11 protein-coding genes, 2 tRNA genes and 1 pseudogene are annotated in these 22,624 nt (G+C 67.2%); 2 read left to right on the forward strand and 12 right to left on the reverse strand.

The window, feature by feature from the left end; all coding sequences use genetic code 11:
- Positions 1 to 44: 44 nt before the first annotated feature.
- The 4 genes from I8J32_RS16835 to uvrB form a co-directional block, all read right to left on the reverse strand.
- Positions 45 to 764, reverse strand: a complete 720-nt coding sequence (locus I8J32_RS16835) for a tetratricopeptide repeat protein (protein ID WP_200613838.1) — start codon at positions 762 to 764, stop codon at positions 45 to 47.
- The gene (locus I8J32_RS16840) at positions 761 to 7,540 is read right to left on the reverse strand and encodes an RHS repeat-associated core domain-containing protein (RefSeq protein ID WP_200613840.1); all 6,780 of its coding nucleotides are present in this window, start codon (positions 7,538 to 7,540) and stop codon (positions 761 to 763) included. The genes I8J32_RS16835 and I8J32_RS16840 overlap by 4 nt, the downstream gene beginning before the upstream one ends.
- A 265-nt stretch (positions 7,541 to 7,805) precedes the next feature.
- A tRNA-Val gene (locus tag I8J32_RS16845) sits at positions 7,806 to 7,880 on the reverse strand.
- 110 nt (positions 7,881 to 7,990) lie between these two features.
- A complete protein-coding gene (uvrB, locus tag I8J32_RS16850) occupies positions 7,991 to 10,021 on the reverse strand; it encodes an excinuclease ABC subunit UvrB (protein WP_200613842.1) in 2,031 nt (676 codons plus the stop codon).
- 153 nt (positions 10,022 to 10,174) lie between these two features.
- Between uvrB and I8J32_RS16855 the strand changes: the two genes are divergently transcribed.
- Positions 10,175 to 10,717 (forward strand): GspH/FimT family pseudopilin, encoded by a 543-nt coding sequence (locus I8J32_RS16855; protein ID WP_200613844.1) that lies wholly within the window; start codon positions 10,175 to 10,177, stop codon positions 10,715 to 10,717.
- 153 nt (positions 10,718 to 10,870) lie between these two features.
- Here the strand turns inward: I8J32_RS16855 and I8J32_RS16860 are convergent.
- The 5 genes from I8J32_RS16860 to I8J32_RS16880 form a co-directional block, all read right to left on the reverse strand.
- Positions 10,871 to 10,947: transfer RNA gene (locus tag I8J32_RS16860), tRNA-Asn, on the reverse strand.
- A 52-nt stretch (positions 10,948 to 10,999) separates the two neighbouring features.
- Entirely contained in the window at positions 11,000 to 13,381 is a 2,382-nt protein-coding gene (locus I8J32_RS16865) for a type IV pilus modification PilV family protein (RefSeq protein ID WP_200613846.1), read from the reverse strand.
- Positions 13,382 to 13,395: 14 nt separating this feature from the next.
- Complete coding sequence (locus tag I8J32_RS16870) at positions 13,396 to 15,111, reverse strand: hypothetical protein (RefSeq protein WP_200613847.1); 1,716 nt, start codon at positions 15,109 to 15,111, stop codon at positions 13,396 to 13,398.
- A 33-nt stretch (positions 15,112 to 15,144) separates the two neighbouring features.
- On the reverse strand, positions 15,145 to 15,756 hold the full coding sequence (locus tag I8J32_RS16875; RefSeq protein ID WP_200613848.1) for a PilW family protein: 612 nt from the start codon (positions 15,754 to 15,756) through the stop codon (positions 15,145 to 15,147).
- Positions 15,747 to 16,346 (reverse strand): pilus assembly FimT family protein, encoded by a 600-nt coding sequence (locus I8J32_RS16880; RefSeq protein WP_200613849.1) that lies wholly within the window; start codon positions 16,344 to 16,346, stop codon positions 15,747 to 15,749. Before I8J32_RS16880 ends, I8J32_RS16875 begins: the two co-directional genes overlap by 10 nt.
- A gap of 154 nt (positions 16,347 to 16,500) precedes the next feature.
- Between I8J32_RS16880 and I8J32_RS17750 the strand changes: the two genes are divergently transcribed.
- Entirely contained in the window at positions 16,501 to 16,890 is a 390-nt protein-coding gene (locus I8J32_RS17750; protein ID WP_284691293.1) for a type IV pilin protein, read from the forward strand.
- 222 nt (positions 16,891 to 17,112) lie between these two features.
- On the opposite strand, the gene ppnN is transcribed toward I8J32_RS17750, so the two are convergent.
- From ppnN to I8J32_RS16900, 3 genes and pseudogenes are all read right to left on the reverse strand, one after another.
- Complete coding sequence (ppnN, locus tag I8J32_RS16890) at positions 17,113 to 18,504, reverse strand: nucleotide 5'-monophosphate nucleosidase PpnN (protein WP_200613850.1); 1,392 nt, start codon at positions 18,502 to 18,504, stop codon at positions 17,113 to 17,115.
- A gap of 138 nt (positions 18,505 to 18,642) precedes the next feature.
- Positions 18,643 to 21,828, reverse strand: a pseudogene (locus tag I8J32_RS18175) (TonB-dependent receptor).
- Between the two features lie 195 nt (positions 21,829 to 22,023).
- Positions 22,024 to 22,620 carry a MarC family protein gene (locus tag I8J32_RS16900; RefSeq protein ID WP_200613851.1) on the reverse strand — a complete coding sequence of 199 codons (597 nt, stop codon included), beginning with the start codon at positions 22,618 to 22,620 and terminating at the stop codon, positions 22,024 to 22,026.
- Positions 22,621 to 22,624: the final 4 nt, after the last annotated feature.

The following is a 22,624-nucleotide window of genomic DNA, read 5'->3' on the forward strand; positions in this document are numbered from 1 at the left end:
ATCACACGGCGCGCGAACCGGCCCGCGGTACGCGCACGTGCCACTCAGTGCAGCCCCTGCGACCCGCTCCGACCGTGCTGCACGTATTGCTTTACGGCCTCGTCCAGGCTCGCGACGGCCGCTTCCTGTTCGGGTACCAGTTCGCCGGCACGCCCGATCCAGCGGGCTGCTTCGTCCTTGTCGCCCTTGGCGCCGGCAACGGCGGCCAAGGCCATGCAGGCCTGGTCGCTGCCACCCTCGGCGGCGGCACGGAACAACTCGATCGCGCGTTCTTCGTCGCGCGCTCCGCCCTGCCCGTAATACATCAAGCGGCCAAGCGAGTACTGCAGGCCCGGAACTGCATCGGGCAGGGAGCGCAACAGGTAGTCGCGTGCCTGCTCCAGGTCCACCGCGCAACCCACGCCATTGAGCGCGCAGCGCGCCACGGCGGCGGCGGCGCGAAGCAGTCCCGCGTCGGCCGCCTTGCGAGCCAGCTGGTAGGCGCGGACTTCGTCGCGCGGACATCCCAGACCCAGTCCGTGGCAGCGGGACAATTCAAAGGTGGACAGCGCATCGCCCGCGGCATCGCCGCGCTCGAAGAGTTCGATCGCAAGCTGCGCAGCGGCGCTGTCGCCCAGTGCGGCGTCGCGCGCATGGATCATTCCCAGCGGGCCATGCGCCGCGGCGCAGCCCGAGAGCAGCAGCCGGCCCAGCAGCTCCTGGGCATCGGCGACGTAGCCGTTGGCCAGGAGCGTGGTCGCCTTCTTGAGCAGCGCATCGCTCATCGGTACGGACTCGTCGTCGGGAAGCCAGGCAGCGGCACGTACGTCGTCGGGTCCTTGTCGCTCTTGCCCCTGTTGCACGGACCGCAGGCGCCGACCAGGTTGTTCTTGTTGATCAGGTAGATGCACTTGCTCAACGAGATCAGGCCCGCCTGGTAGGACTGCCAGCAGTCGCTGACCGACCAGTAGTGGTCCCGCTGCGTGGCCTTGGCCGTACCGCAGTAGACGCAGTTGCCGCTGGGCTTGAGGCGGGAACGGGCGCGGGCGCGCGTGACCCGGCCCAGGTCCTGGCAAGTCTTGATGTCGCTGAACTTCCAAAGCCCGTATGGATCGACTGAACCCACCGGCGAGTCGCCGACGTAGCTGTAGGTGTTCAGCCCACCCTTGAGGCCCACGGGATCGGACTGCACGTAGCGACCGGTTTCCGGCTCGTAGTCGCGGAAGTAGTTGTAGTGCGTTCCGGTGACCGCGTCGTATCGCTGGCCCGCGAACCGCAGGTTGTAGGCGAACACACCCAGGCCACTGGCGTTCTCGTTTGCCGGCGCGTCGCCGTAGGGACCGCTGTCCCAACGCCAGAGCGGCGTGTTGGCGGCGTTGACGATCACGCGCGGCGTGTCGATGTGGTCCGGGTGAACGAAATACACCGCGGCGTTGCCCGAGGTCAGGCCGCCGAACGTCGCCGCCGTCGCGGCCGGCTTGAGCACCGCCACGGGGGTGTCGCCCAGCCAGACGTGTTCCGTGGCCAAGGCGCCGCTTGCCGTGTACTCGCCGACCAGGTGCCCGTCTTCGTCGTACGCGAACTGGACGTAACCGCTGCCCGTCGCGGTGGCGGAGGGGCAACTGGCCCCGCCGGTCGCCGCGCACACGCGCTGGCCAATGGCGTTATAGGTGTACTGGGCCACCGGCACCGCACCCAGGCGCACCGCGATCAGGCGGCCGCGGGCGGAGTGGACCCACGTCTGTCCACCCGCCAGCGAGAGCTGGCCCGCGGCGTCGTACTCACGGCTTGCGCCATCGACGGCCAGCAGGCGGTTGCTCACCGGATCGATGCTGTAGTTCCGGATCGTGCCCGCGGATTCCTGGCTCTTCCGGTTGCCGTTGGCATCGAACGTCCAGGTCCAGCTGCCGCCCCCGGCGGCCAGGTTGGAGGCGTTGGCGAGGCGATCGAGTTCATCGTAGCCGTAACGCCATTCGGGTCGACCCGCCGCCGTCTCGCCGGTTTCGATGATGCGTCCCGCGCTGTCGTAGCGGACGCGACCGGTGGACGCTCCGCGCGAATGCGTGGCGATGCGTCCGTCCATGTCGAAGCTGCGTTCGTAGCGGCCCGCGGAAGTAGTCCAGGCCTTGGGTTCTCCGAACGGGAAGTACTCGATGTCGCGAACGACGGCGACGCCGTTGACCGAGATCAGGTTGACGCGACCATCGGTCCCGTAGCCGTAGCCGAGCCTCGCGCCGGAGGGAAGCACGGTTTCACTTCGCTGCCCGTTGGCGTACGCATGCTCCAGCGTGCGGCGTCCTGCGGCGTTGGCATCGCTGCCCAGCTGCTGCGTGGTCTGCAGCAGTCGTCCCTGCGCGTCGTACATGTGCCGGGTACGGCCGCTGCTGTCGCTGAAGCTGGTCAGCCTGCCCTTGGCTCCCGGACCGCCGGTCGCCTCGTCGTAGGCCAGGCCAAGCGTCTCGTCCGGATAGGTCACCGAGGTCAGGCGATTGCCGGCGTCGTAACCGAACGTCGCCTGCTGGTTGCGTGCGTCCACGCGCGAAGCCACGTTGCCCGCGGCATCGCGGGTGTATCGCGTGGTGCCCGTGTCCGGGCTGGTGACCAGCTGGAGCTCGTTGAAGCCGTTGTAGTCGTACGCGGTGGTCAGCTGCCTTGGGTCGACCACCCGACGCAGGTTGTTCTGTGCGTCGTAACGATACTGCGTCGTGCCCTGGCCGGGGTCGACCGTGGCCATCAGCCGGCCGACGGCATCGTACTGCTGCTCGGTGGCCGTGCCGTGCAACGGCACGCGGATGAAGCGCGTATTGCCGTTGTCGTCGTAGGTGTAGTCGACCGCGTCGTCCTCATTTGCGCCATAGGCGCGTGCCAGCCGGCCCAGTTCGTTGAAGACACGGTGCTGGGTGCGGGCAAGCACGTCGTCGCGGTCGAAGCTGTCGATCCGCGTGCGGTCGCCGGCAGCATTGAGCACGTATTCGACGCGATTGCCGCGGCTGTCCTTGACGCCCACCAGCCGCTGCGCGGGGTCATAGGTGTATTGCAGCCAGTGGCCGCCGGGGAGCGTCACCCGATCCAGCGCGCCGTAGCCGGTGTAGCCGAAGCCGGTGATTTCCACCCCGCCGCCAGGCAAGGTCAGCTTGGACTCGATCAGGCGTCCACGTGGATCGTAACGGTGGTCGGTGACCAGCCCGTTGGGATCGATCATCTGCAGGACGCGGCCATGCCGGTCGTAGTCGGTGTATCGGGTCACCAGGCCGTTCGGATCGCGGACCAGGACACGGTTGCCGGTCGCGGAGTCGTAGTCGTACTCGGTGACGTCCACCACATCCGTACGCGGGCCATCTTCACGGGTGACCTGGCCGGCGTCATTGACCAGGAACGTCCATGCACGGCTCTGGCCATCAACGCTGACGGTCCGCTGGCGGAGATTGCCGCGGTCGTCGTAGTCCAGGCGGGTAACCTTGGGGGTCCCGGTGGCGCCGGTTTCGGTGATGACCGCCGGCAGGCGCCAGGTCGGGTGCCAGGTGATGTTGACCGACTGCGCTTCAGGCTTGCCCAAGGCACGCGTCCAACTCTCGGGCAGGCCGCGGCCGTTGACACGGACCTGGCTCTGCACGCCGTTGTTGTCGGTCACCTGGGCCGGGTAGCCATTGCCGTCGTAGCTCACCTTCGCCGCACTTCCCGAGCCACCGCATCCGTTGCAGGGATCGGTCATTTCGGTCATTCGCAGCGTGTCGAAGATGCGGGTGAAACGGAAGGTCCGTGTTGCGTTGCGCGCGTCGGTGACGCGGGTTTCCAGTTCGCTGTAGCTGAAGGTAGTCCGTTCGGCGCCACCGGCGTGGCTGGACTCGACGACACGGCTCTCGTCGTCGTACTTCCAGTTGGCATAGCGGTGCCCGGACTCGTCGGTGATGCCGGTCAGCAGGGTCGGCCAGCCGGGAACTTCATAGTGGTAGTGGCGCGATGCGTTGCCCGGATAGGTCACGGCCACGAGCGCGCCGTCGGCGTAGGTGTAGGTGGTGCGGTTGCCGTCCGGGTCGATCATTGCCGTGACCTGGCGCGTAGCCGGGTCATGCTCGAAGCGCAGGGTACGGCCGAAGTCGTCGGCGACCGCCGAGAGCAGGCCGTCTGCATAGGTCAGTGCATGCCGAAGGCCAGTGCGGTGCTCCAGGGCCAGCAGCCTGCCGTCGGCATCGTAGATCTCGAGCACATCGTCGAGCGTGCGCAGACGCCAGCCGGTGGTGCGACCCAGGCCGTCGTTGATGCGCTCGATGCGGTCGGACACGTCACCGTTGGCGACATAGGCACCGCCGCTCAGGTTGAACTGACGCCAGCTGCCGTCCTTGCGCTGCGCCATAACAGCCTTGGGCGCCTCCATCGCGGTGGCGTCTTCGGGCAGGATCAGCTTCTGGTGGTAGTCCGCTCCCCACTTGTGGCCAACAGGCGAGCCGTTGGGCAGGAAGCTGACGTAGGTCCGCACGTAGGCCAGAGGGAATGGACCGTTGCCCTCGTAATCCTCTTCCACCTGCGTCTTGACGCCATTGCCGACCGAGACGGGGTTGCCCGCGGTGGGGCCGTTCGCTGCCCCGGACTCGTAGCCCAGGAACGTGGAATTCACCCAGTCGTTCGCGGCCGACATGCCAGGAATCGCGCTGAGGCATCCAGGCAGGTAGTTGCAGGCGTAGTTGTTGATCGCCTTGATGCCCAGCTCCGCCATTTCCTCGGGCGTCAGGTCGATCAGGCCCAGTTCGATCTGCCTGACCCACTGCGTGACCTCGTACGCCGCCTGGAAGATCGTCACCGCGATCAGCACGGCGTTGACGATCGCGAATGCAACACCCAGCGGAGGAGCAACCGCGGAAAGCAGCGCGGTCAGACCCGTACGCGCGGCCAGGCCCAGCGCGAACCTGGCGAGGTTGGTGACCACGATCTGGATGAACTTCTTCTCGCACAGCACCTTGAGCACCACCGCCTTGGCGATGCAGCCCCAGTTGATGGCGCCGTTGAGGCCGCCGTCGACGCGGTAGATGCCGCCGCCGGTGTCCGGGTCGAGGATGACGTAGCCCGCAGCCTGCATGCGCCCCTGCGAGAACTCCTTCTCCGGGACGATGACGATCATGCCGGCGGCCACCGAATTGGCGATCTCCGACTTGACGTCCTGGGTGGTCTGGAGCTTGGGCAGGATCGCGGCGACGTTCTCTGCCGTGATCGCGTGGATCGGCACCTTGCTGCGGTTGGCCCAGGTCAGGATGCTCGACGCCGAGAGCGAGCGGCCCGGCTGCCCGCTGAGCAGCAGGTCCCAGGTCAGGCCTTCGGCCAGCGAGCCGTTCGCGCCGATCTTCTGCGCGATGTGGCGGTACATCGCCGGGTCTTCGTGGACGATGCCCACGCGGTCGGCCTTGATGTCGGTGGCGAAGCCGCCGAACGATCCGCTACGCGGGATCCCGAAGAAATAACGGACCTGCAGCGGCATCGCGAACACGCCGACCGAAGGCGCCCGCAGGAAGTGTCCGCCGGCGCCACGCGCCTCGATGTGCGCGCGGCTGTCGTTGAGCAGCCAGTACTGGATGCCCGCCAGGTGCAGGGCGCGGTCGACCGTTTGGCTGGCCTCTTCCCCCGTGTCCTGGGCGAAGCTGTAGGCCAGTTCCGGCGTCATCCCGCCAAGGTCGGGCGTCAGGTTGATGTGCGAGCCGGCGGCGAACTCATAGGGCTCCCAGGTACCGGAGATATGGCCCTGCAGGTCGACGATGCCTGCTACCCAGAACTGCGGCGTGCCCATCGCCATCGCGCCGGCTTCCGCCAGCACCTGGTCGCCGAGCTTCACCTGCGGAATGACACTGAACGATCCCAGCGGCAGCGATGCCGAGTTGCTGCTCTCGTAGTTGCGCAGCGCCAGTTCCTGTTCAGCGCTCGCCGGCTTGGGGTTGATGTACAGCGACTGCCCACCCAGCGCGACCGTGGCCACGCGCACCGACATCATCGGATTCTCGTACGCGATGTCGCGCTGCGTGGCGAACAGCTGCACGTCCATGTAGTACTTCAGGCTCGCCGGCAACGCGGCATAGCGCGTGCGTGCGGCGCTCACAGCGAACGGCAGCGTGCCGCTGATCACCGGCAGCTGGTGCGGCACGATGGCGTACTTGCCCAGGCCGACCTCGGGGTCGTTCAGGCCCGTGAGGTCGGTGGACTGCGCGATGCGCTCGACCACGGTGTTGCGGTAGTTCGTGTACGCGGTCGTGTTGAGGCCGGTGAAGGAGCCGTCGGCGTTGAACTGCGCGCCGTCCTTGAGCGCGTCAACCGCCGTCTGCGTGTTCCATTGGCCAAGGCCCAGCACGTCCAGTGGCTGCGAGGCCAGCTGGTACTGCTTGAAGCTGGCGTCCATCGGGATCCACGCGTCGGGCTCGCGGTTGATCGCGCCGCGCGACGGGGTGAAGTCGATGAAGGCCTCGACCCACATGTGCTGCAGCCGCAGCGCGTGCGGCTGGCCGTTCATCATCATCAGCGTGCTGGGGATGCCGCCCATCTGCACCAGGCCCAGCGCGTCGTTCATGTTGCGCGCGCGCAGCCACGACACCGCACGGGCGATCGGCACATCGACGGTGCCGTAGACGAAACGCGCGGGAATACCCGAGGCGCGCAGCATCGACACCAGCAGGCTGTTGATGTCGGTGGCGTTGCCCTGGCGGCTGCGCAGGGTGAGGCCGGCGCCCTGGATCGCGCCGTGGCCCGGCACGAAATCGATGTTGTTGTGGACCCAGTTGTAGATGCGGACCGGGTTGTGGCCCAGCTCGTCCGCCAGCGCCTGGATCTGCGGCGTGATGCTGGTTTCCTCGCTCTGCGTGAGTTCCGGGATGGCCTGCGTGCCCACCATCTGGGCGGACGCGGTGCCCGCGACGGCCATGGGCTGCGCGTCGCTGGTGACCGCGAGGTATTCCTGCAGTTCGGCCTTGGTCTGTGCCGGAGCGCGCTTCTCGCGCTTGACGTGCTGGGCGCGCAGGGTGGCCGGATCGAAGGCCGGCCGGCGGGTGACGTCGGTGCGGGCCAGCGTGCCGGCCATCTGGTCCAGGGCGGCGTCGGCCTCGGCCTGGCTGCCCGAGGCGATTGCCTGCTCGACGCGCTCGGCCAGTGGGCGGAATGCCGCCGCGGCCTCGCGCAGGCGGGCCTCGTCGCTCTCGAAGCTCTGGCGCATGCCGGACGGCGTGCGCAGGCGATCCATGTCGGCGCGGTCTTCGGCCGCGGCCTGCTGCAGGACCAGGTCCAGGCTGCGCAGGCCGGCCAGGTGCGGGCGCAGCTTGCGCGCCACGGCGAGGTCATCGGGCGTGTCGCCGCCTTCGTCCCGCCCGCGCAGCTCGCGGGTGATGCGGTCCATGTGCCGGGCGGCCGCCTCCAGGCGGGCCGCAGCGATGCTGGTCGGCGCTTCCGTCGGCGCCGCGGGCGATGCCGGGGCCTGGACCTGGGGAGTCGTGGCCTGTGCGCGGGCCGTGGAATACGGCGTGGCCAGACCAGAAACGAAACAGACAACCGCTATAAAACCAGCAAAGCCGGCGCGCTTGAGCACGTCCATGTCCCCTGTTCCCCCAGAATTTGAAGCGCGCCTACCAGGCCATCGGTGAGATGACAGCTGCCTTGACAACACTGTTCGCGGCCCTTCCCCAGGGTCCGCGCCGGCAACTTAACTTTGCCGGGCTTGGCGCGCAAGCCCTCCCCTGTTGGCCGTCGGCCGGGCGGTGACCGGGCTTGGGCCCCAGAAACGGCAAAAGGCCGGGGTTTTCCCCGGCCTTTTGCCATTTTTCAAACCATCGCACCCGTCGAGGGATGCCACCAGAATCTGGTGGGCGGTACAGGGTTCGAACCTGTGACCCCTACCATGTCAAGGTAGTGCTCTACCGCTGAGCTAACCGCCCCTACCCGCCCCCGGCGATGCTGCTGCCCGGGAAGCAAGGGGCGCGCAGTTTAGCCCGAGACCGGGGCGGCCGGCAACCTTCCGCGCAAAATGCGCGTGCGAAGAAGTGAGTCAGGCGGCGAAGCCCGCTTCGCGCAGGCGGCGCAGCTGATCGCGCACGGAGGCGGCGTCCTCGAACTCCAGATCTCGGGCGTGCTGGTACATCTTCTGCTCCAGCGCGCGGATCCGCGCGGCGAACTGCGCCGGCGACAGCGAGGCGTATTCGGCGGCCTCCTCGGCGGCCTTGCGGGCGCGCCCCTTGGTCTTGAGCGCTTCGGGATCGGCCCGCGCGCCTTCCATGATGTCGACCACCGCCTTGGCCACCGAGCGCGGGGTAATGCCGTGCTCCAGGTTGTACTCGACCTGCTTCTGCCGGCGCCGGTCCGTCTCGTCGATGGCGGCCCGCATCGAGTTGGTGACGCGATCGGCGTACAGGATCGCCTTGCCGCGCAGGTTGCGCGCCGCGCGGCCGATGGTCTGGATCAGTGAGCCGGTGGAGCGCAGGAAGCCTTCCTTGTCGGCGTCGAGGATCGCCACCAGCGAGACTTCGGGCATGTCGAGGCCTTCGCGCAGCAGGTTGATGCCGACCAGCACGTCGAACTTGCCCAGGCGCAGGTCGCGGATGATCTCGACCCGTTCGACCGTGTCCACGTCCGAGTGCAGGTAGCGGACCTTGACCCCGTGCTCGCCCAAGTACTCGGTGAGGTTCTCCGCCATGCGCTTGGTCAGCGTGGTGATCAGGACGCGGTCGCCCATCGCCACGCGCAGGTTGATCTCGCCCAGCACGTCGTCGACCTGGGTGGCGACGGGGCGGATCTCCACTTCCGGATCGATCAGCCCGGTCGGCCGCACCACCAGTTCGGTGATCTGTCCTTCGGAGTGCCGCAGTTCGTATGGGCCGGGGGTGGCGGAGACGAAGATCGCGCGCGGCGAACGCCCTTCCCATTCCTCGAACTTGAGCGGCCGGTTGTCCAGCGCCGACGGCAGCCGGAAACCGAATTCGACCAGCGTCTCCTTGCGCGAGCGGTCGCCCTTGTACATGGCGCCCACCTGCGGAACCGTGACGTGCGATTCGTCCACCACCAGCAGCGCATCCGGCGGCAGGTAGTCGAACAGGCACGGCGGGGGCTCGCCCGGCATGTGCCCGGTGAGATGGCGGGAGTAGTTCTCGATGCCGTTGCAGTAGCCGACCTCGGCCATCATCTCCAGGTCGAACTGCGTGCGCTGGGCCAGGCGCTGCGCTTCGACCAGCTTGTTCTGCGCGTACAGCTGCTCCAGGCGCTCGCGCAGCTCTAGCTTGATGGCCTCCACGGCGTCCAGCACGGTCCGCCGCGAGGTGACGTAATGCGAACCGGGATAAATGGTGAAGCGCGGCAGCTTGCGCAGTGTTTCGCCGGTGAGCGGATCGAACATCGTCAGCTGCTCGATCTCGCCGTCGAACAGCTCGATGCGCAGGGCCTCGGCGTCGCTTTCCGCCGGATGCACGTCGATCACCTCGCCGCGCACGCGGTAGGTCGCGCGCCGCAGTTCGGTGTCGTTGCGCGTGTACTGCATCTCGGTGAGGCGGCGGATCAGCTCGCGCTGCTCGATGCGCTCGCCGCGCACCATGTGCAGCACCATCCTGAAATATTCGTTCGGGTCGCCCAGGCCGTAGATGGCCGACACCGTGCAGACGATCAGTGCGTCCTTCCGCTCCAGCAGCGCCTTGGTCGCCGACAGGCGCATCTGCTCGATGTGCTCGTTCACCGAACTGTCCTTCTCGATGAAGGTGTCCGACGAGGGCACGTAGGCCTCGGGCTGGTAGTAGTCGTAGTAGCTGACGAAATACTCGACGGCGTTGTTCGGGAAGAACGCCTTGAACTCGCCGTACAGCTGCGCGGCCAGCGTCTTGTTGGGCGCCATCACGATCGTGGGCTTCTGCACGCGCGCCACGACATTGGCGATCGTGTAGGTCTTGCCCGAGCCGGTCACGCCCAGCAGGGTCTGGTGCGCCAGGCCGCTCTCGAAACCCTCGATCAGCTTTTCGATGGCCTGGGGCTGGTCGCCGGCAGGCTGGTACGGCGACACGAGTTCGAAAGCGGTGGGACGGGTCGGTTCGTTCATCGGTTCGCGGGGGCGACGGACATCACCCAGTGTAGCCAGTCCCGGTGATGGGGACGGATGCGGCGTTTTCCTACCCATCGCGGCGACGCGCGCCCGCCGACGGCGCGCGCGCAGGGCCCACAGCATGCGGGACATCCCTGCAGGAGCCCTGCCGTGCGCCTTTCCCGTGGATTCACGCTGTTCGAACTCATCGCCGCCATGGCTGTCGCGGCGATCCTGCTGGGCATCGCCCTGCCCGCCTTCAGCCACGCCAGGGCTGCGGCCAGCGCCGGTTCGGTACGGGCCGACCTGGCAGCCACCCTGATCGATGCGGTGCGCCATGCGTCCGTGACGGGGACCGAGGTCATCGTCTGTCCGTCCGGGGGTTCACTCCAGTGCAGCGGCCAGACGCTCTGGGACGCGGGATGGATGGCGTATGCCGACCTGGACGGCGACCGCTCCCGCGACCCCGGCGAAACCCTCGTGGACCAGGTCCACGCGATCGACCAGCGGGTGCACCTGCGCTCGACGCGTGGCCGGACGAAGCTGGTGTTCCAGCCCAACGGCAGCAATGCCGGTTCCAACGTCACCTTCACCCTGTGCGACGCCCGGGGAACGGATTACGCGGTGACGCTGGTCATGTCCAATGCCGGCGTGATGCGCACGGGCACGCCGACGGCCCAGGCCGCGCAGGATTGCATGTCGGGCGAAGGCTGATCGCAGCGGCGCATTGCGTGCGCCCGGTGCCGCATTCGCCGTCCAGGCGATGCCCTTGGCGGTGCAAACCCGGCACCTGAACCGGGCTGGCGCTGCCGCGCAGGCAAAAAAGAAGGCCCACCTTGCGGTGGGCCTTCTCGTATCACTGAATCCTGGCGCCCGAAGTTGGACTCGAACCAACGACCCCCTGATTAACAGTCAAGTGCTCTAACCGGCTGAGCTATTCGGGCGGGGCCGCATATGATCCGATGTCGGCCCCGTCCCGTCAACCACCTTTGGCGCTCAGGGTTGTGTCCATGGGCGAGTCCACTCAATTTCGGAGATCGTGCCCGGGTTGTTGCCGGTGATCTTGCAGCTTGCGAGCGTCGCCGGAACGGGGCTGCCCTCCTGCTGGATCGTGACGGTGACCACCGCGCCCGGAATCAGTTCGGGGCCAAACGTCGCCGTGGTCTTCTCGGTGATCTTGCCGTTCGGGGTGCCCAGGCTGAGCGTCAGGGCATTCGCGATTCCGATCTTGGCCGAGACGACTTCGTAGTTGTAGAACGTCGGCACCGCGACGTTGAACGTACCGGTCTTGTTGCCGCAGGTCATGACCTTCGACTGGGTGATGGACTGCTCGATCCAGTAGTTGCTGATGACCACGCTGCCGCCCGAGAAGGCGTCGGTGTTGGTCGCGCACCGGAACGGATCCACCGGGCTGGCGCGCAGGCACTCGCCCGTATCCGTGCCCGCCACCGTGTAGAAGGTGTCCGGATCCTGGGTCGTGACGCCCGCGATGTTGACGCTGAACTCGTCGCCCGAGCTGGGCGGCGCGTTGGTACCGCCCACGTCGAATACCTGCGTGTCGGTGCCCTGGGCCGCGACGTCGACGTCATCCACGCCAAGCTGGTTCAGGAACTTCGGATCGCTGGACGCGGCCAGGCCGAAGTTGCTCATGTTGATCTTGACGTTGTTGTCGGCCACGCCCTTCTTCAGGCCCGCCGTGCGGCCGCCCGAGGGCTGCTGCGGGGCCGAGCCCAGCTGGTTGTTGCTGTTGACGCTGAGGATGGTCGTGTTGCTGGCCTTCCACGTCGCCAGCTCGGTGGCGTTGATGGTGGTGAACGGCAGGAACGGCAGGATGCACTCGGCCCTGTCCGAACCGGTCGGGCATGCCCCGTTGGGTCCGGTGTCGGCCAGGATCTTGGTGATCTTGGCGCGCGCCTTGGCCTCCATGAAGTCCAGGTACAGGCCGCGACCGTGCAGATAGCGGAAGTCCTGGGAATTGGGCAGGTTGATGTCGACGTCCGCCGGCTCGTTGAGGCCGCGGGGGGTCTCGTCGAACTTGGCCTGGGCGTTGGTCGGCGGCGAACCACTGCTGCCCGTGATCTGCTCCAGGTAACTCTTCACGAACGCCTGATAGTTGGTGACCGTGGGCACCGGCGAGGCGTTGTTCGGCAGGCCGGTCGCGGCCTCCTTGCCGTTGACCGTTTCGGTCGCGAGCAGGCCGAACTGGCGGGAATACATGTCCGCCGCGGTGCGCCAGAAGCCGTCGACGCGGATCAGGCGGCAGGACTCCACGTAATCGACATCATTGGCCGCCATCTGGGTGAGGACGCCGGCATTGGTGATGGTGAAGTGGTTGTGCGGGCCGCCGCGCTCGGGATCGAACTTGGCATGGGTGGTGGACGTGCCGTCGAAATGGTCACGGCAGCAGTCCATGCAGTACGGGCTCTGGTCGACGTTGGGCTTGGGACCGGAGTTCTGGCCCTGTCCGGGCGGCGTCGCGGCCGGGCTGGGCGTGTAGAGGTCGTAGCGCTCGCCGGTCCAGATCGCGGGCCATTGCGACTTCTGGTAGATCGTGGGCAGGTTGGCGCCGCCGGCACCCAGGCGGCACTGGCACTTGATCACTTCGGTTTCCACGCGGCGCTGGATGACCGACGGACCGGTGATGCCGCTGTAGGTCAGCACGTCGAAGCGCGTGCCCACGACGGTGGTGTTGTTGTTCTTGCCGATGACTTCCGGACGCGGGTTCGAGGCCGCCGTGGCGTCACCACCACCCACCGCGACCGGGATGACGCCCGGGCCGGCAGGGTTGTCGGTGCGCACGATCGGGCCGCCGGTGGGCGTGTTGGACGCCGGAGGCGGTGGCAGCAGGGAATCGCGCAGCGCCAGCGAGCTGAACTCGGAGGTCATGGCGAGCGTGTGGTCGGTGGCGCCCGAGTCCTGGGTGCGCCAGGTCGCGTTGAGGGTCACCCGGATGAACTCGGGCACGCCCTCGGTCGTCGGCCGTGCGTTGACCTGCGAGAAGCTGGCAGCGCCCACGGCGCTGGTCCACATCTGGTTGGTCTGGTTGACGTCGAGCCGGACCAGGTTGGCCTGCACCCGGGCGCAGTCGATCCAGTCGGTGGCGTCGCCGTCACAGCCGTCGGTGGTGCTGGTGGTCAAGCCACCGGCGCCGGGATCGAGCATCGGATTGTCATACCCGCTGCTGCGCAGTTCGTCCATGCGGGCAGTGAGCATCGCGGCCACGCGGCCGCGCGTCTTGGCGTCCGCGGAGGCGCGGGTGATGCTGGCCTGCAGTGCGGCCAGGGCCAGCAGGCCCGTAGCCAGCACGACCACGGCGATCATCACCTCGATGAGGCTGAAACCACCCGACAGGCCAGGCGTGCGATAGATGCGTTTCATCGGCGTGCGCCCCGTCAGTACGAGAAGGTGTCGTTCCACGCGCCTGGCAGCGTCGCGTAACGGTTGTTGTTGGGATTCTTGCCGATCGCGCTGAGCACGTTGTCGTCGTGCACGATGGCGGCGGTGCCGTTGGCCTTGTCGACCTGGCCCTGCACGACCATCGCGCCGTAGACGATCGCGCCCGCGTTCATGTCGAGGGTGGCGGTGCCGCCGCCGGCGATCTGGGTGGCGGTGAACGTGTAGCCGGTCGCCGGCGTCAGCGTGCCGCCCGACGTGGAGCGGATGAAGACCAGGCCGAAGACGCGGCCCTGGATCCTGGCCGAACCATCGATGACCAGCACCACCGGCTTGTCGGCCGTGCCCACCTGCGTGTTGGAGCCCACGTCGCAGTTCGACTGGCACCAGATCAGGCCCGACAGCGTGGAGCTCGGGTAACCGCCGGCCCAGGCCTGTTCCGGCGTGGCCAGCGGCTGGCCGGTGGCGGTCGGATTCACGATCTTCTCGGCGTAGGAATACAGGAACGCCTCATCCGCGCCGATGGTGACTTCCACGCCGGTGTTGGGGTTGGTGAAGGGCTGCATGACCTTCACTTCGGCGAAGCAGTCGTGGTCGTTGTCCTGCCAGGCCTGGGTGCCGAACACATGGCCGAACAGGTCCGGCGGGAACTCGCACACCGGGTAGGACAGCGCGTCGCTGCGGACGTTGTAGTTGACGCCGCTGCCGTTGACCGCGGAGGTGCCTTCGACGTCAAGGATGTCGATGCCCTCGTCCTGCACGTTGCCGGACTGGTCGTAGGACAGCGACTTGTCGCCATCGCACTGGCAGGTATCGCAGGTGATCGTGCCGCCCTCGAAACCCGGGGGTGCGTTGTTCTTGGCGCCGAAGCGGAAGAACTCGTCGGCGTAGCAGGTGTTGGGGGTACCGGTCTTGGATACGTCCTTGCGCGTCCACACCGACACCGGCACGCCGGGACCGCCGGCATTGGGGTTGGTCACCAGCTGCAGGCCGCCGGTGATGTCCACCGAGCCCGAGGCGATCACCGGTGGCTTGGAGACCGGGTCGTCGACCAGGTTGAAGCGACCCACCGTCTGGGCGAGCGTGGTGCGGGCGCCCTCGCCGGCGATCCGCGCCACGCTGACGAAGGTGGCGAGGCGACGGTTGCTGGCATCGCCCATGTTCTGCGCGCAGCGGATCGGAGCGCTGTTGAGTTCACCCACCGCGCGCCGCTGGACGAAGCACACCACCGGCGCCACGCCGTAGGCCACCGGGAACCCGTTGGCCTGGGTCGCCGCGCCGACGTTCGTCAGCTTGTTGGGCAGCCGCAGCATCGCCGGCGTCATGGCGCTGTCGAAGTTGGCGTCGGTATGGCCGCCATCGATCAGGCGCCACATCGTCGACCGGCGCGTGACTTCAGCCGTCGTCGCGTCCAGGTCGTGGTCCACGGTGCCCAGCACGGCGCCGCAGGGGAAGGTCAGCTCGTTGGGCTGGCACAGCCGCCACAGCGAGGGATCCTCCAGCATGGCCGACTGCTGCCGCATGAGGTACTCGAAGCCCTGGGACAGGCCCGCCTCGGCGACTTCATTGACCATCTTGGCGCGGATGTCGTTACCGGTGCTGCGCGTCTCGAAGACGCCGACGTTCAGCGCGAAGAGCGTCATGATGCCGGCCAGCAGCAGGAACACCACTGCGACGAGCAGTGCGGCGCCGCGCTGGCGGATGCGGGGGGACATGGAGCGGCATGCGTTCATGGAGGAGTGCCTCTGTCAGCTACCGGCGAGGGAGCGGATGAAAATGGTCTGGGACAGCGTGCGCACGATCGAGGGGTCGTCGATCAGCGAGCCGGTGACGGTGATCGTGATCCGGCGGCCGTTGCGGTCGAAGGTGAGCGCACTGATATTGATGAAGGGCGAATTCAGGCGCGTCCCCGCGCCGCACGTCGCCCCCGCCGCCGTGGCGCCGGTGGCCAGGAGCACGGCGCCATTGGCGCTGCTCACGGCGTGGAAGTAATTGGTGACGCCCGGATCGGTGTTGAAGTACGAGTAGCGCACGCAGCCCGGCGTGGTCGTGTCGACCTGACGGTAGGGGTTGCCGCCCACGACCATCGGATTGCGGAACGGATCGTCCACGCTGCGCGCGCGCTTGATGTCCGCCGCGATCACCGACGTCGTGGCGCGCAGCTCCTGGGTGAGGCGCGTGGCCCGGATCGTCTGGTTGTTGGACTGGATGATCGACATGACCAGGTTCACGACCGCCGCGACGACGATCAGGCCCAGCACCATGCCCACCATCAGCTCCACCAGCGAGAAGCCGTGGACCTGGTGGACGCCGGCGCGACGTGCGCGCCTGCCGAAAGTACGACCGCGGTTCATGGACATGCCGCCACTCCCACTTCCGAGCACTGTTTCATTCCCACCATCAGCCCACCCGAAGAGCAGGCGGTGGTCTGGCCCAGCGCGTTGACGCTGATCTGGACGTCGTAGTCGCCGTTGGGCGAGGAGAACACGGCGCACGAGGTTCCCAGCGGCTGGATCACGCCCAGCTTGCTGTCGAAGGCGAAGTCGGCGGGAAGCCCCGTCATGGTCACGCCCTGGTGCTTGCCCGTGGGCACGATCAGCGGCTGGTCACCCGCGACGCAGGCGGCTGCATTGCCCGCGCAGTTGCAGGCGGTGGCCGCCCCACCCTGCGCGCCACCGGCCGGTTCGGCCGCCGCGGCGGCGCCCACGCACCACACCGACGCGCTGCCGCCGAACGAAATCCTCACGTCGCGGTCCGACTTGACCGCGGCCGCCCGTGCCGAGGCGATGACGCTGGTCACGTCCTCGACCGCGCTGCGCAGGCGGTAGCGCTCGTTGAAGTCGCGATAGGACGGCAACGCCGCCAGCGCCAGGATGACGAGCACGGCCATCGTCACGCACAGCTCGATCAGGGTGAAGCCTGCTGTCCGCGCTCGTGCGGGAGAATCCATGGTCGAGTCCTCATTTATCCCAGCAGGACTCTAGGCAGGTGCCCGCCCCCCCTTCAAGCACCGACGGACGGACGGCTCCATTCATATGACAGGCGCTAGGACCCGCGACAGCGACCGGGCTACTATCGTCCGCATGCCGCAAAGGGGACCTCAAATGCGCCAGAAGGGCTTCACTCTCATCGAACTGATGATCGTTGTGATCGTCGTCGCGATTCTCGCTGCGATCGCCATCCCAAGTTACCTCGAACAGTCCCGCAAGGGGCGTCGCGCGGACGCGCTGGAGGCGATCGGCCGCATCCAGCTGGGCCTGGAACGCTGGCGCGCCGAGAATCCCTCGTACGCACAGTGCGGGACCTGCACGTCCGGCGCGTATCCGACCATCGGCAACACCGCGTTCTACAACATCAACGTCGCGGCCGGCGCCACCACGTACACGATCACGGCCACCCCGACCGGCAAGCAGGCCGGCGACCGTTGCGGCAATCTCGTGGTCAGCCAGATCAGCAAGCCGGACTGGTCCGGCGACCTCGACTGCGATAATTGATGCGGCACCCGCATGCCGGTCATGCGGGTCCGGTGCACCCGGGTTTTGCATCGGGTCTGACGCACCGGGTTTGATGTTTCTCGCAGAGATGCGTGCCCGGCCTGATGCGCCGGGCCTGATCGGTCGAACTGCCTGACGCGCAGTCCCTGCGCGCCCTCCCCGCGGCCTCCCGCACCGGGACCGCAATCGCGACCCCGGCACGCCTGATCCGTGCTTTCCTGCCTACGCCACCAGCCGGTAGCAGGGCCGGTACTCGCCGGCGATCTTCATTCGCCGCTGCTCGACGAAGGCCCGCAGCAGCGCGTCCATCGACTGCATCATGTCGGGGTCGCCGTGGATCTCGAACGGCCCGAATTCCTCGATGCGGCGCATGCCGTCTTCCTTGACGTTGCCGGCCACGATGCCCGAGAACGCGCGTCGCAGGTCGGCCGCCAGCTCATGCGGCTTGCGGCCGTGGTGCAGGTCGAGCGCCGCCATCGCCTCGTGCGTGGGCACGAACGGCCGCTGGAATTCGAAGGGCACGTCCACCGACCAGTTGAAGAAGAACGAGTCCTTCTGCGCGATGCGATGTCCGCGCACCTTGCCGATGCCCTCGTGCATGCGCCGCGCGACCTGCGCGCAGTCGCCGATGATGATCTGGTAGCGGGAGGTGGCCGCTTCGCCCAGCGTGAGCCGCAGGAAGCGGTCGATCTGCTCGAAATACGGCGCCGACGTCGTCGGTCCGGTGAAGATGAGCGGGAAAGGCAGGTGCGCGTTTTCCTCGCGCAGCAGGATGCCCAGCAGGTAGAGGATTTCCTCCGCCGTGCCCACGCCGCCCGGGAACACGATGATGCCGTGGCCCAGCCGGACGAAGGCCTCCAGGCGCTTCTCGATGTCCGGCATGATCACCAGATGGTTGACGATCGGGTTGGGTGATTCGGCGGCGATGATGCCCGGCTCGGTGATGCCGATGTAGCGCGTGCGGCGGCGACGCTGCTTGGCGTGCGCGATCGTGGCCCCCTTCATCGGGCCCTTCATCGCCCCAGGGCCGCAGCCGGTGCAGATGTCCAGGCCGCGCAGGCCCAGCTCGTAGCCCACCTGCTTGGTGTAGACGTATTCCTCGCGCGAGATCGAGTGGCCGCCCCAGCACACCACCAGGTTGGGTTCGCACGGTTGCAGCAGGCGCGCGTTGCGCAGCAGGCCGAAGACCGCGTCGGTGATGCCGTCGCTGCTGTCCAGGTCGCGCGCGCCCTCCTTGCCCAGCTCGATTGCGATGTAGGCCAGGTCGCGCACGGCCGCGAACAGCAGCTCGGCGACGCCGCGGATGATCTCGCCATCGACGAAGGCCATCGCCGGCGCATTGACCAGGTCGATGCGCACGCCGCGGTCCTGCTGGTGGACCTGGATGTCGAAGTGTGGGTACAGCTCGCGTGCGGCGCGCGGGTCGTCGGAGGCGCTGCCGCTGGTGAGCACGGCCAGCGCGCAGCCGCGAAGCAGTCCGTGCATGCCGCCGCTGGATACGTCGCGCAGCCGCGCGACCTCGTCGCGCGAGAGCACGTCCAGGCCGCCGCGCGGGTGGATGCGGGCGTTGACGGTGGGCAGGGAGGTATCGATGGCTGCCAGTGATTCGCTCATGTCCTTTTCTTCGCTCTTTTCGTGTGTTTTCCGGGACGACTGTAGCGCAGCGGCTCCCACAAAAGAAAACGGCCGGGCAAGCCCGGCCGTCTTCAATGGACTGGATCGGTGAACTGATCCGCAGAACCTGTCCGTGGATCAGAACTTGTAGCTGATGCCCAGCTGCAGGGCCCAGCGCGACGGCAGGTCGCGCGCCACGTAGGTTTCCGGCGCGCCGGTGACGCGGTAGATGTAACGGCCGGTCGCCGGGTCGATGCCGCGGTAGTCGACGAAGTTGCGGGCGAAACCGCCGGCGCCGTCGTTGAACAGCACTTCATCCGACTGGCCCCAGTCGTTGTTGATCAGGTTGCCGACATTGAGGATGTCGAGCCAGACCATCGCCTTGTTGCCCTTGAAGAAGCCCGGGATCTCCTGCGACAGGCGCATGTCGAAGTTGTTGCGCCACGGCGAGAACGAATCGTTGCGACCCATCACCGTGCCCTGGCTGCTGCGCAGTTCGGGGTTGGAGGCCACCGCGTCCCAGAAGATCTGGGCCTGCTGGCCGGCCGTGAGGCCACCGGCGATGTCCTGGAAGATCACGTCGTCCGGACCGGCCGGGACGTACAGCAGGTCGTTGACCACGCCGTCGCCGTTGGCGTCGTTGCGGAAGGTCCAGCTGTACGGCGCGCCCTTGCGGCCTTCGTAGAACAGGCCGACGCTGGTGTCGTAGTCGCCGAAGAAGGCGTGGGTCCAGCTGACGGCGGCGGTGAACCGGTCACGCACGACGTAGTTCGAGCGGGCCTCGACTTCGTCGTTCGGGTTGAACACGGCCTGGTTGCGCCAGTTGGACAGCGCGCGGCTGGAGGTCAGCGGATTGACTTCGGTCGCCTCGCTGAACGAGTAGGCCGTCTGCCACCACCAGTCGCCGCCATTGGTCGGCTTGGTCAGGCTCAGGGTCAGGTTCTGGCCGTCGCCCTTGCCGGACTTCTTGGTCAGCATCACGTCGTTGAACGCACCGTCGCGGTTGGCGCGGGTGGTGCCCGTGCCGTTGGCGGCGTTGGACCAGAAGATCTGGCGGCCGTCCGGCGCCAGGCCGGTCGGGGCACCCAGGTTCAGGTGCTCGTAGGCGAAGGCTTCGTTGACCTTGGTGTACACGAACTCGGCGCTGGCCACCATGCTCCACCACGGCAGTTCATGGTCGATGGCGAAGTTGGCCTTCCACACGGACGGCTGGCGCAGGCCCGGCTCCAGGATGTCCAAGTCCATGCGCGGCGTGGTGCCCGGGGGCAGCGGCACGTCGGTCAGGCTGTCGGTGTTGCCCGAATTGATCGTGTAGACGGTGATCGTCTGGCCGTTGTTGGTGTACGGGTTGGCCAGCCACACGTTGGCGGCGGCGCCCTGGAACAGGCCGAAACCACCACGCAGCTGCGTCGGACGGTCGGCTTCGACGTTGTAGTTGAAGCCCAGGCGCGGCTGGATCAGCTCGTTGCCGTCGATGGTGACGTCGTTGCGGTAGCCGAACTCGTTGAACGCCGCCTGGTTGAAGCGCGGATCCTCGTCGATGTTCGGGATGTCGGCGCGCACGCCGAACTGCAGGGTCAGGTTCGGGGTGACCGCCCAGCTGTCCTGCACGAACAGGCCCAGGTTCTCCAGGGTGAACTCGGCGGCCGGGTTGGCGCCCGGGCTCGGCGCGCGCAGCGAGAAGCCGTCGCGCAGGCTGACGCCGCTGACCGGACCGAAGTCGCCGTTGCGGAAGTCATCGATGCTGTCGAAGCCCAGCACGCCCAGCGAGGACTCGACGAACAGGTTGTAGATGTCGTTGGACTCGTAGTCGAAGCCGAACTTGACGGTGTGGTCGCCGAGGAACCAGTTGGCGACGCCGTAGTAGTTCCAGGTCTCGGTGGTCAGCACGTTCGAGTGGCGGAACTGCTCGGTGCCGAAGATGACGAAACCGTCTTCCTCGTCATCGCTGACGTTGACGGTGACCTGCGGCAGCAGCGCGTTGACGATCGGCAGCGACTCGTAATCACGGTGCGAGACCTTGAACTCGGTGGTGAAGTTCTCGTTCCAGTTGCTGTACAGCTGGGCGACCTGGCTCTGGAACGTCTTTTCCTGGACGTAGGCCTGGGTCGACAGCGAGATGCGCTGGGTGTTGGTGGCGTTCGGGAAGATCGACACCGCCTGCTCGGTCTCGCTCAGGCGCAGGCTCAGGCGATGGTTGTCGTTGATGTTCCAGTCGAACTTGACCAGCTTGTCCTCGGACTCGGTCTTGGAGTCCTGCGGCGGGTTCAGCGAACCGGCGTCGACGCCGTAACGGGTGGCGGCGATGTCGACGATCTCGTCGATCTCGTCCTGGGTCACGCCGTCGGCGATGAAAGAGGCACCCGAGCCGACCGGGCCGTTGGACGAACCGGCGGCGGTGCGCTCGAACTTCTCGTAGCTGGCGAAGAAGAACAGGCGGTCCTTCAGCAGCGGGCCGCCGAGCGTGCCGCCCCAGGTCTTCTCGTCTTCCCACGCGGCGAAGTCGCCGCCGTTGAGGTCGCCGACGTTGTCCTTGTCGCGGAAGATGTAATACACGCTGCCGTGGAAGTCGTTGGTACCCGACTTGGTGACGGCGTTGATGTTGGCGCCGGAGTAACGCGGCTGGGCGACGTCGTAGTTGGTGACGTTGACCTGCACTTCGTCGATCGCGTCGATCGAGATCGGCTGGCGCTCGGTCGGCAGGCCGTTGCCTTCCGGCCGAAGGTGTCGCTGACGCTCACGCCGTCGATGGTGACCGAGTTGTAGCGCGAGTTCTGGCCCAGCACGGACATTTCGCCGCGGGTCTTGTCGGTCTGCGAAACGCGGGGATCCAGGCGCGCGTAGTCCTGCAGGTCGCGCTTGATCGAGCCGAAGTTCTCCAGCTGCTCGCGGGTGACCGTGGTGCCGGCGCCCATCTTGTCGGCGGTGAACACGCTGTAGTCGGAACCGACGACGGCCTTGACGGCCTCCAGTTCGGTCACGGCGCCCACGGCGGCGTCGACCTGGTTGTTGTCGATGTTGAGGTACACGCCTTCCTGGCTGCTGGTGCCGGCGGCGGATTCGATCGTGACGGTGTACGGGCCGCCGACGCGCAGGCCGCGCGCGTTGTAGCGGCCGTCGGCGTCGGTCATCGCCTTGGTGACGGTGCCCGACTCGGTGTGGGTGATGCTGACCCTGGGCGCCTGCGACGGGCTGGCCGTCGGCACCGGTGACGCGGCCGCCGACGCCGGCGGAGGTGCTCTGCGCGAAGGCCGGCGCAGTAGCGAGGACGGCGAGCAGGCCGAGCGTGAGCTTCGACATGCGGACGCGGTTGGAATGGGTCATTGCAAAGCCTCGAAATAAAAAAAGCGTTGACGATAGCCAGCCGGCCTGCATCCGGCTGGCCCGCTTTCGTGTGTTTTTTTGGGTGCCCCAGACCTGGCCAAACCCCGGCCGGGTTAACGACAGTTTAACCCATACTATGACGGACGGATGTCAACGTCATGACCGGCGGTTCTAAGCGCCCTGAACCGGTTGGCCTCAGGTGGGGGCGTTGGCCAGGTAGGTCCCGAGCCCGTCCAGCAGCATCTGCACCGAGATGGCGACCAGCAGCATGCCCATCAGGCGCTCCACCGCGGTCAGCACGCGGATGCCCAGCCACTTGTACAGATAGGTGGCGCTGAAGAGGATCGCGGCCGTCGCCACCCAGGCGATCATCAGGGCAAGGCTCCATTCGCCCAGGCGCCCGGGTTCGTTGCTGCCCATCAGCATCACCGCCGCCATGCCGGAAGGACCGGCCACCAGCGGGATGGCCATCGGAACGATGAAGGGCTCGCCGTCCGGGATCTCGCCCATCAGGCCCTCCGGCGGCGGGAAGATCATCCGCAGCCCGATCAGGAACAGGACGATGCCGCCGGCGATGGACACCGACTCCTGGCGCAGGTGCATCAGCTCCAGCGCGTACTTGCCGCCCCAGAGGAAGGCCATCAGGACGCCCAGCGCGATGACCAGTTCGCGCGCCAGCACGATGCGCTGGCGGCGTGGCGGCAAGGTGCGCAGCAGGCTCAGGAAGACCGGGATGTTCCCCAGCGGGTCCAGGATCAGGAACAGCAGCAGGGCCGCGGAGGCGATGGTCATCGAT

This window comes from Lysobacter solisilvae (genome assembly GCF_016613535.2).
Lineage (GTDB): Bacteria > Pseudomonadota > Gammaproteobacteria > Xanthomonadales > Xanthomonadaceae > Agrilutibacter > Agrilutibacter solisilvae.

What these genes read in the sequence shown, in the direction of transcription:
- I8J32_RS17750 (WP_284691293.1), top strand. Translation starts at nt 16,501, where the DNA reads ATGCGCCAGAAGGGCTTCACTCTCATCGAACTGATGATCGTTGTGATC.
- uvrB (WP_200613842.1), bottom strand. Translation starts at nt 10,021, where the DNA reads ATGAACGAACCGACCCGTCCCACCGCTTTCGAACTCGTGTCGCCGTAC.
- I8J32_RS16870 (WP_200613847.1), bottom strand. Translation starts at nt 15,111, where the DNA reads ATGTCCCCCCGCATCCGCCAGCGCGGCGCCGCACTGCTCGTCGCAGTG.
- I8J32_RS16865 (WP_200613846.1), bottom strand. Translation starts at nt 13,381, where the DNA reads ATGAAACGCATCTATCGCACGCCTGGCCTGTCGGGTGGTTTCAGCCTC.
- I8J32_RS16900 (WP_200613851.1), bottom strand. Translation starts at nt 22,620, where the DNA reads ATGACCATCGCCTCCGCGGCCCTGCTGCTGTTCCTGATCCTGGACCCG.
- I8J32_RS16875 (WP_200613848.1), bottom strand. Translation starts at nt 15,756, where the DNA reads ATGTCCATGAACCGCGGTCGTACTTTCGGCAGGCGCGCACGTCGCGCC.
- I8J32_RS16840 (WP_200613840.1), bottom strand. Translation starts at nt 7,540, where the DNA reads ATGGACGTGCTCAAGCGCGCCGGCTTTGCTGGTTTTATAGCGGTTGTC.
- ppnN (WP_200613850.1), bottom strand. Translation starts at nt 18,504, where the DNA reads ATGAGCGAATCACTGGCAGCCATCGATACCTCCCTGCCCACCGTCAAC.
- I8J32_RS16880 (WP_200613849.1), bottom strand. Translation starts at nt 16,346, where the DNA reads ATGGATTCTCCCGCACGAGCGCGGACAGCAGGCTTCACCCTGATCGAG.
- I8J32_RS16835 (WP_200613838.1), bottom strand. Translation starts at nt 764, where the DNA reads ATGAGCGATGCGCTGCTCAAGAAGGCGACCACGCTCCTGGCCAACGGC.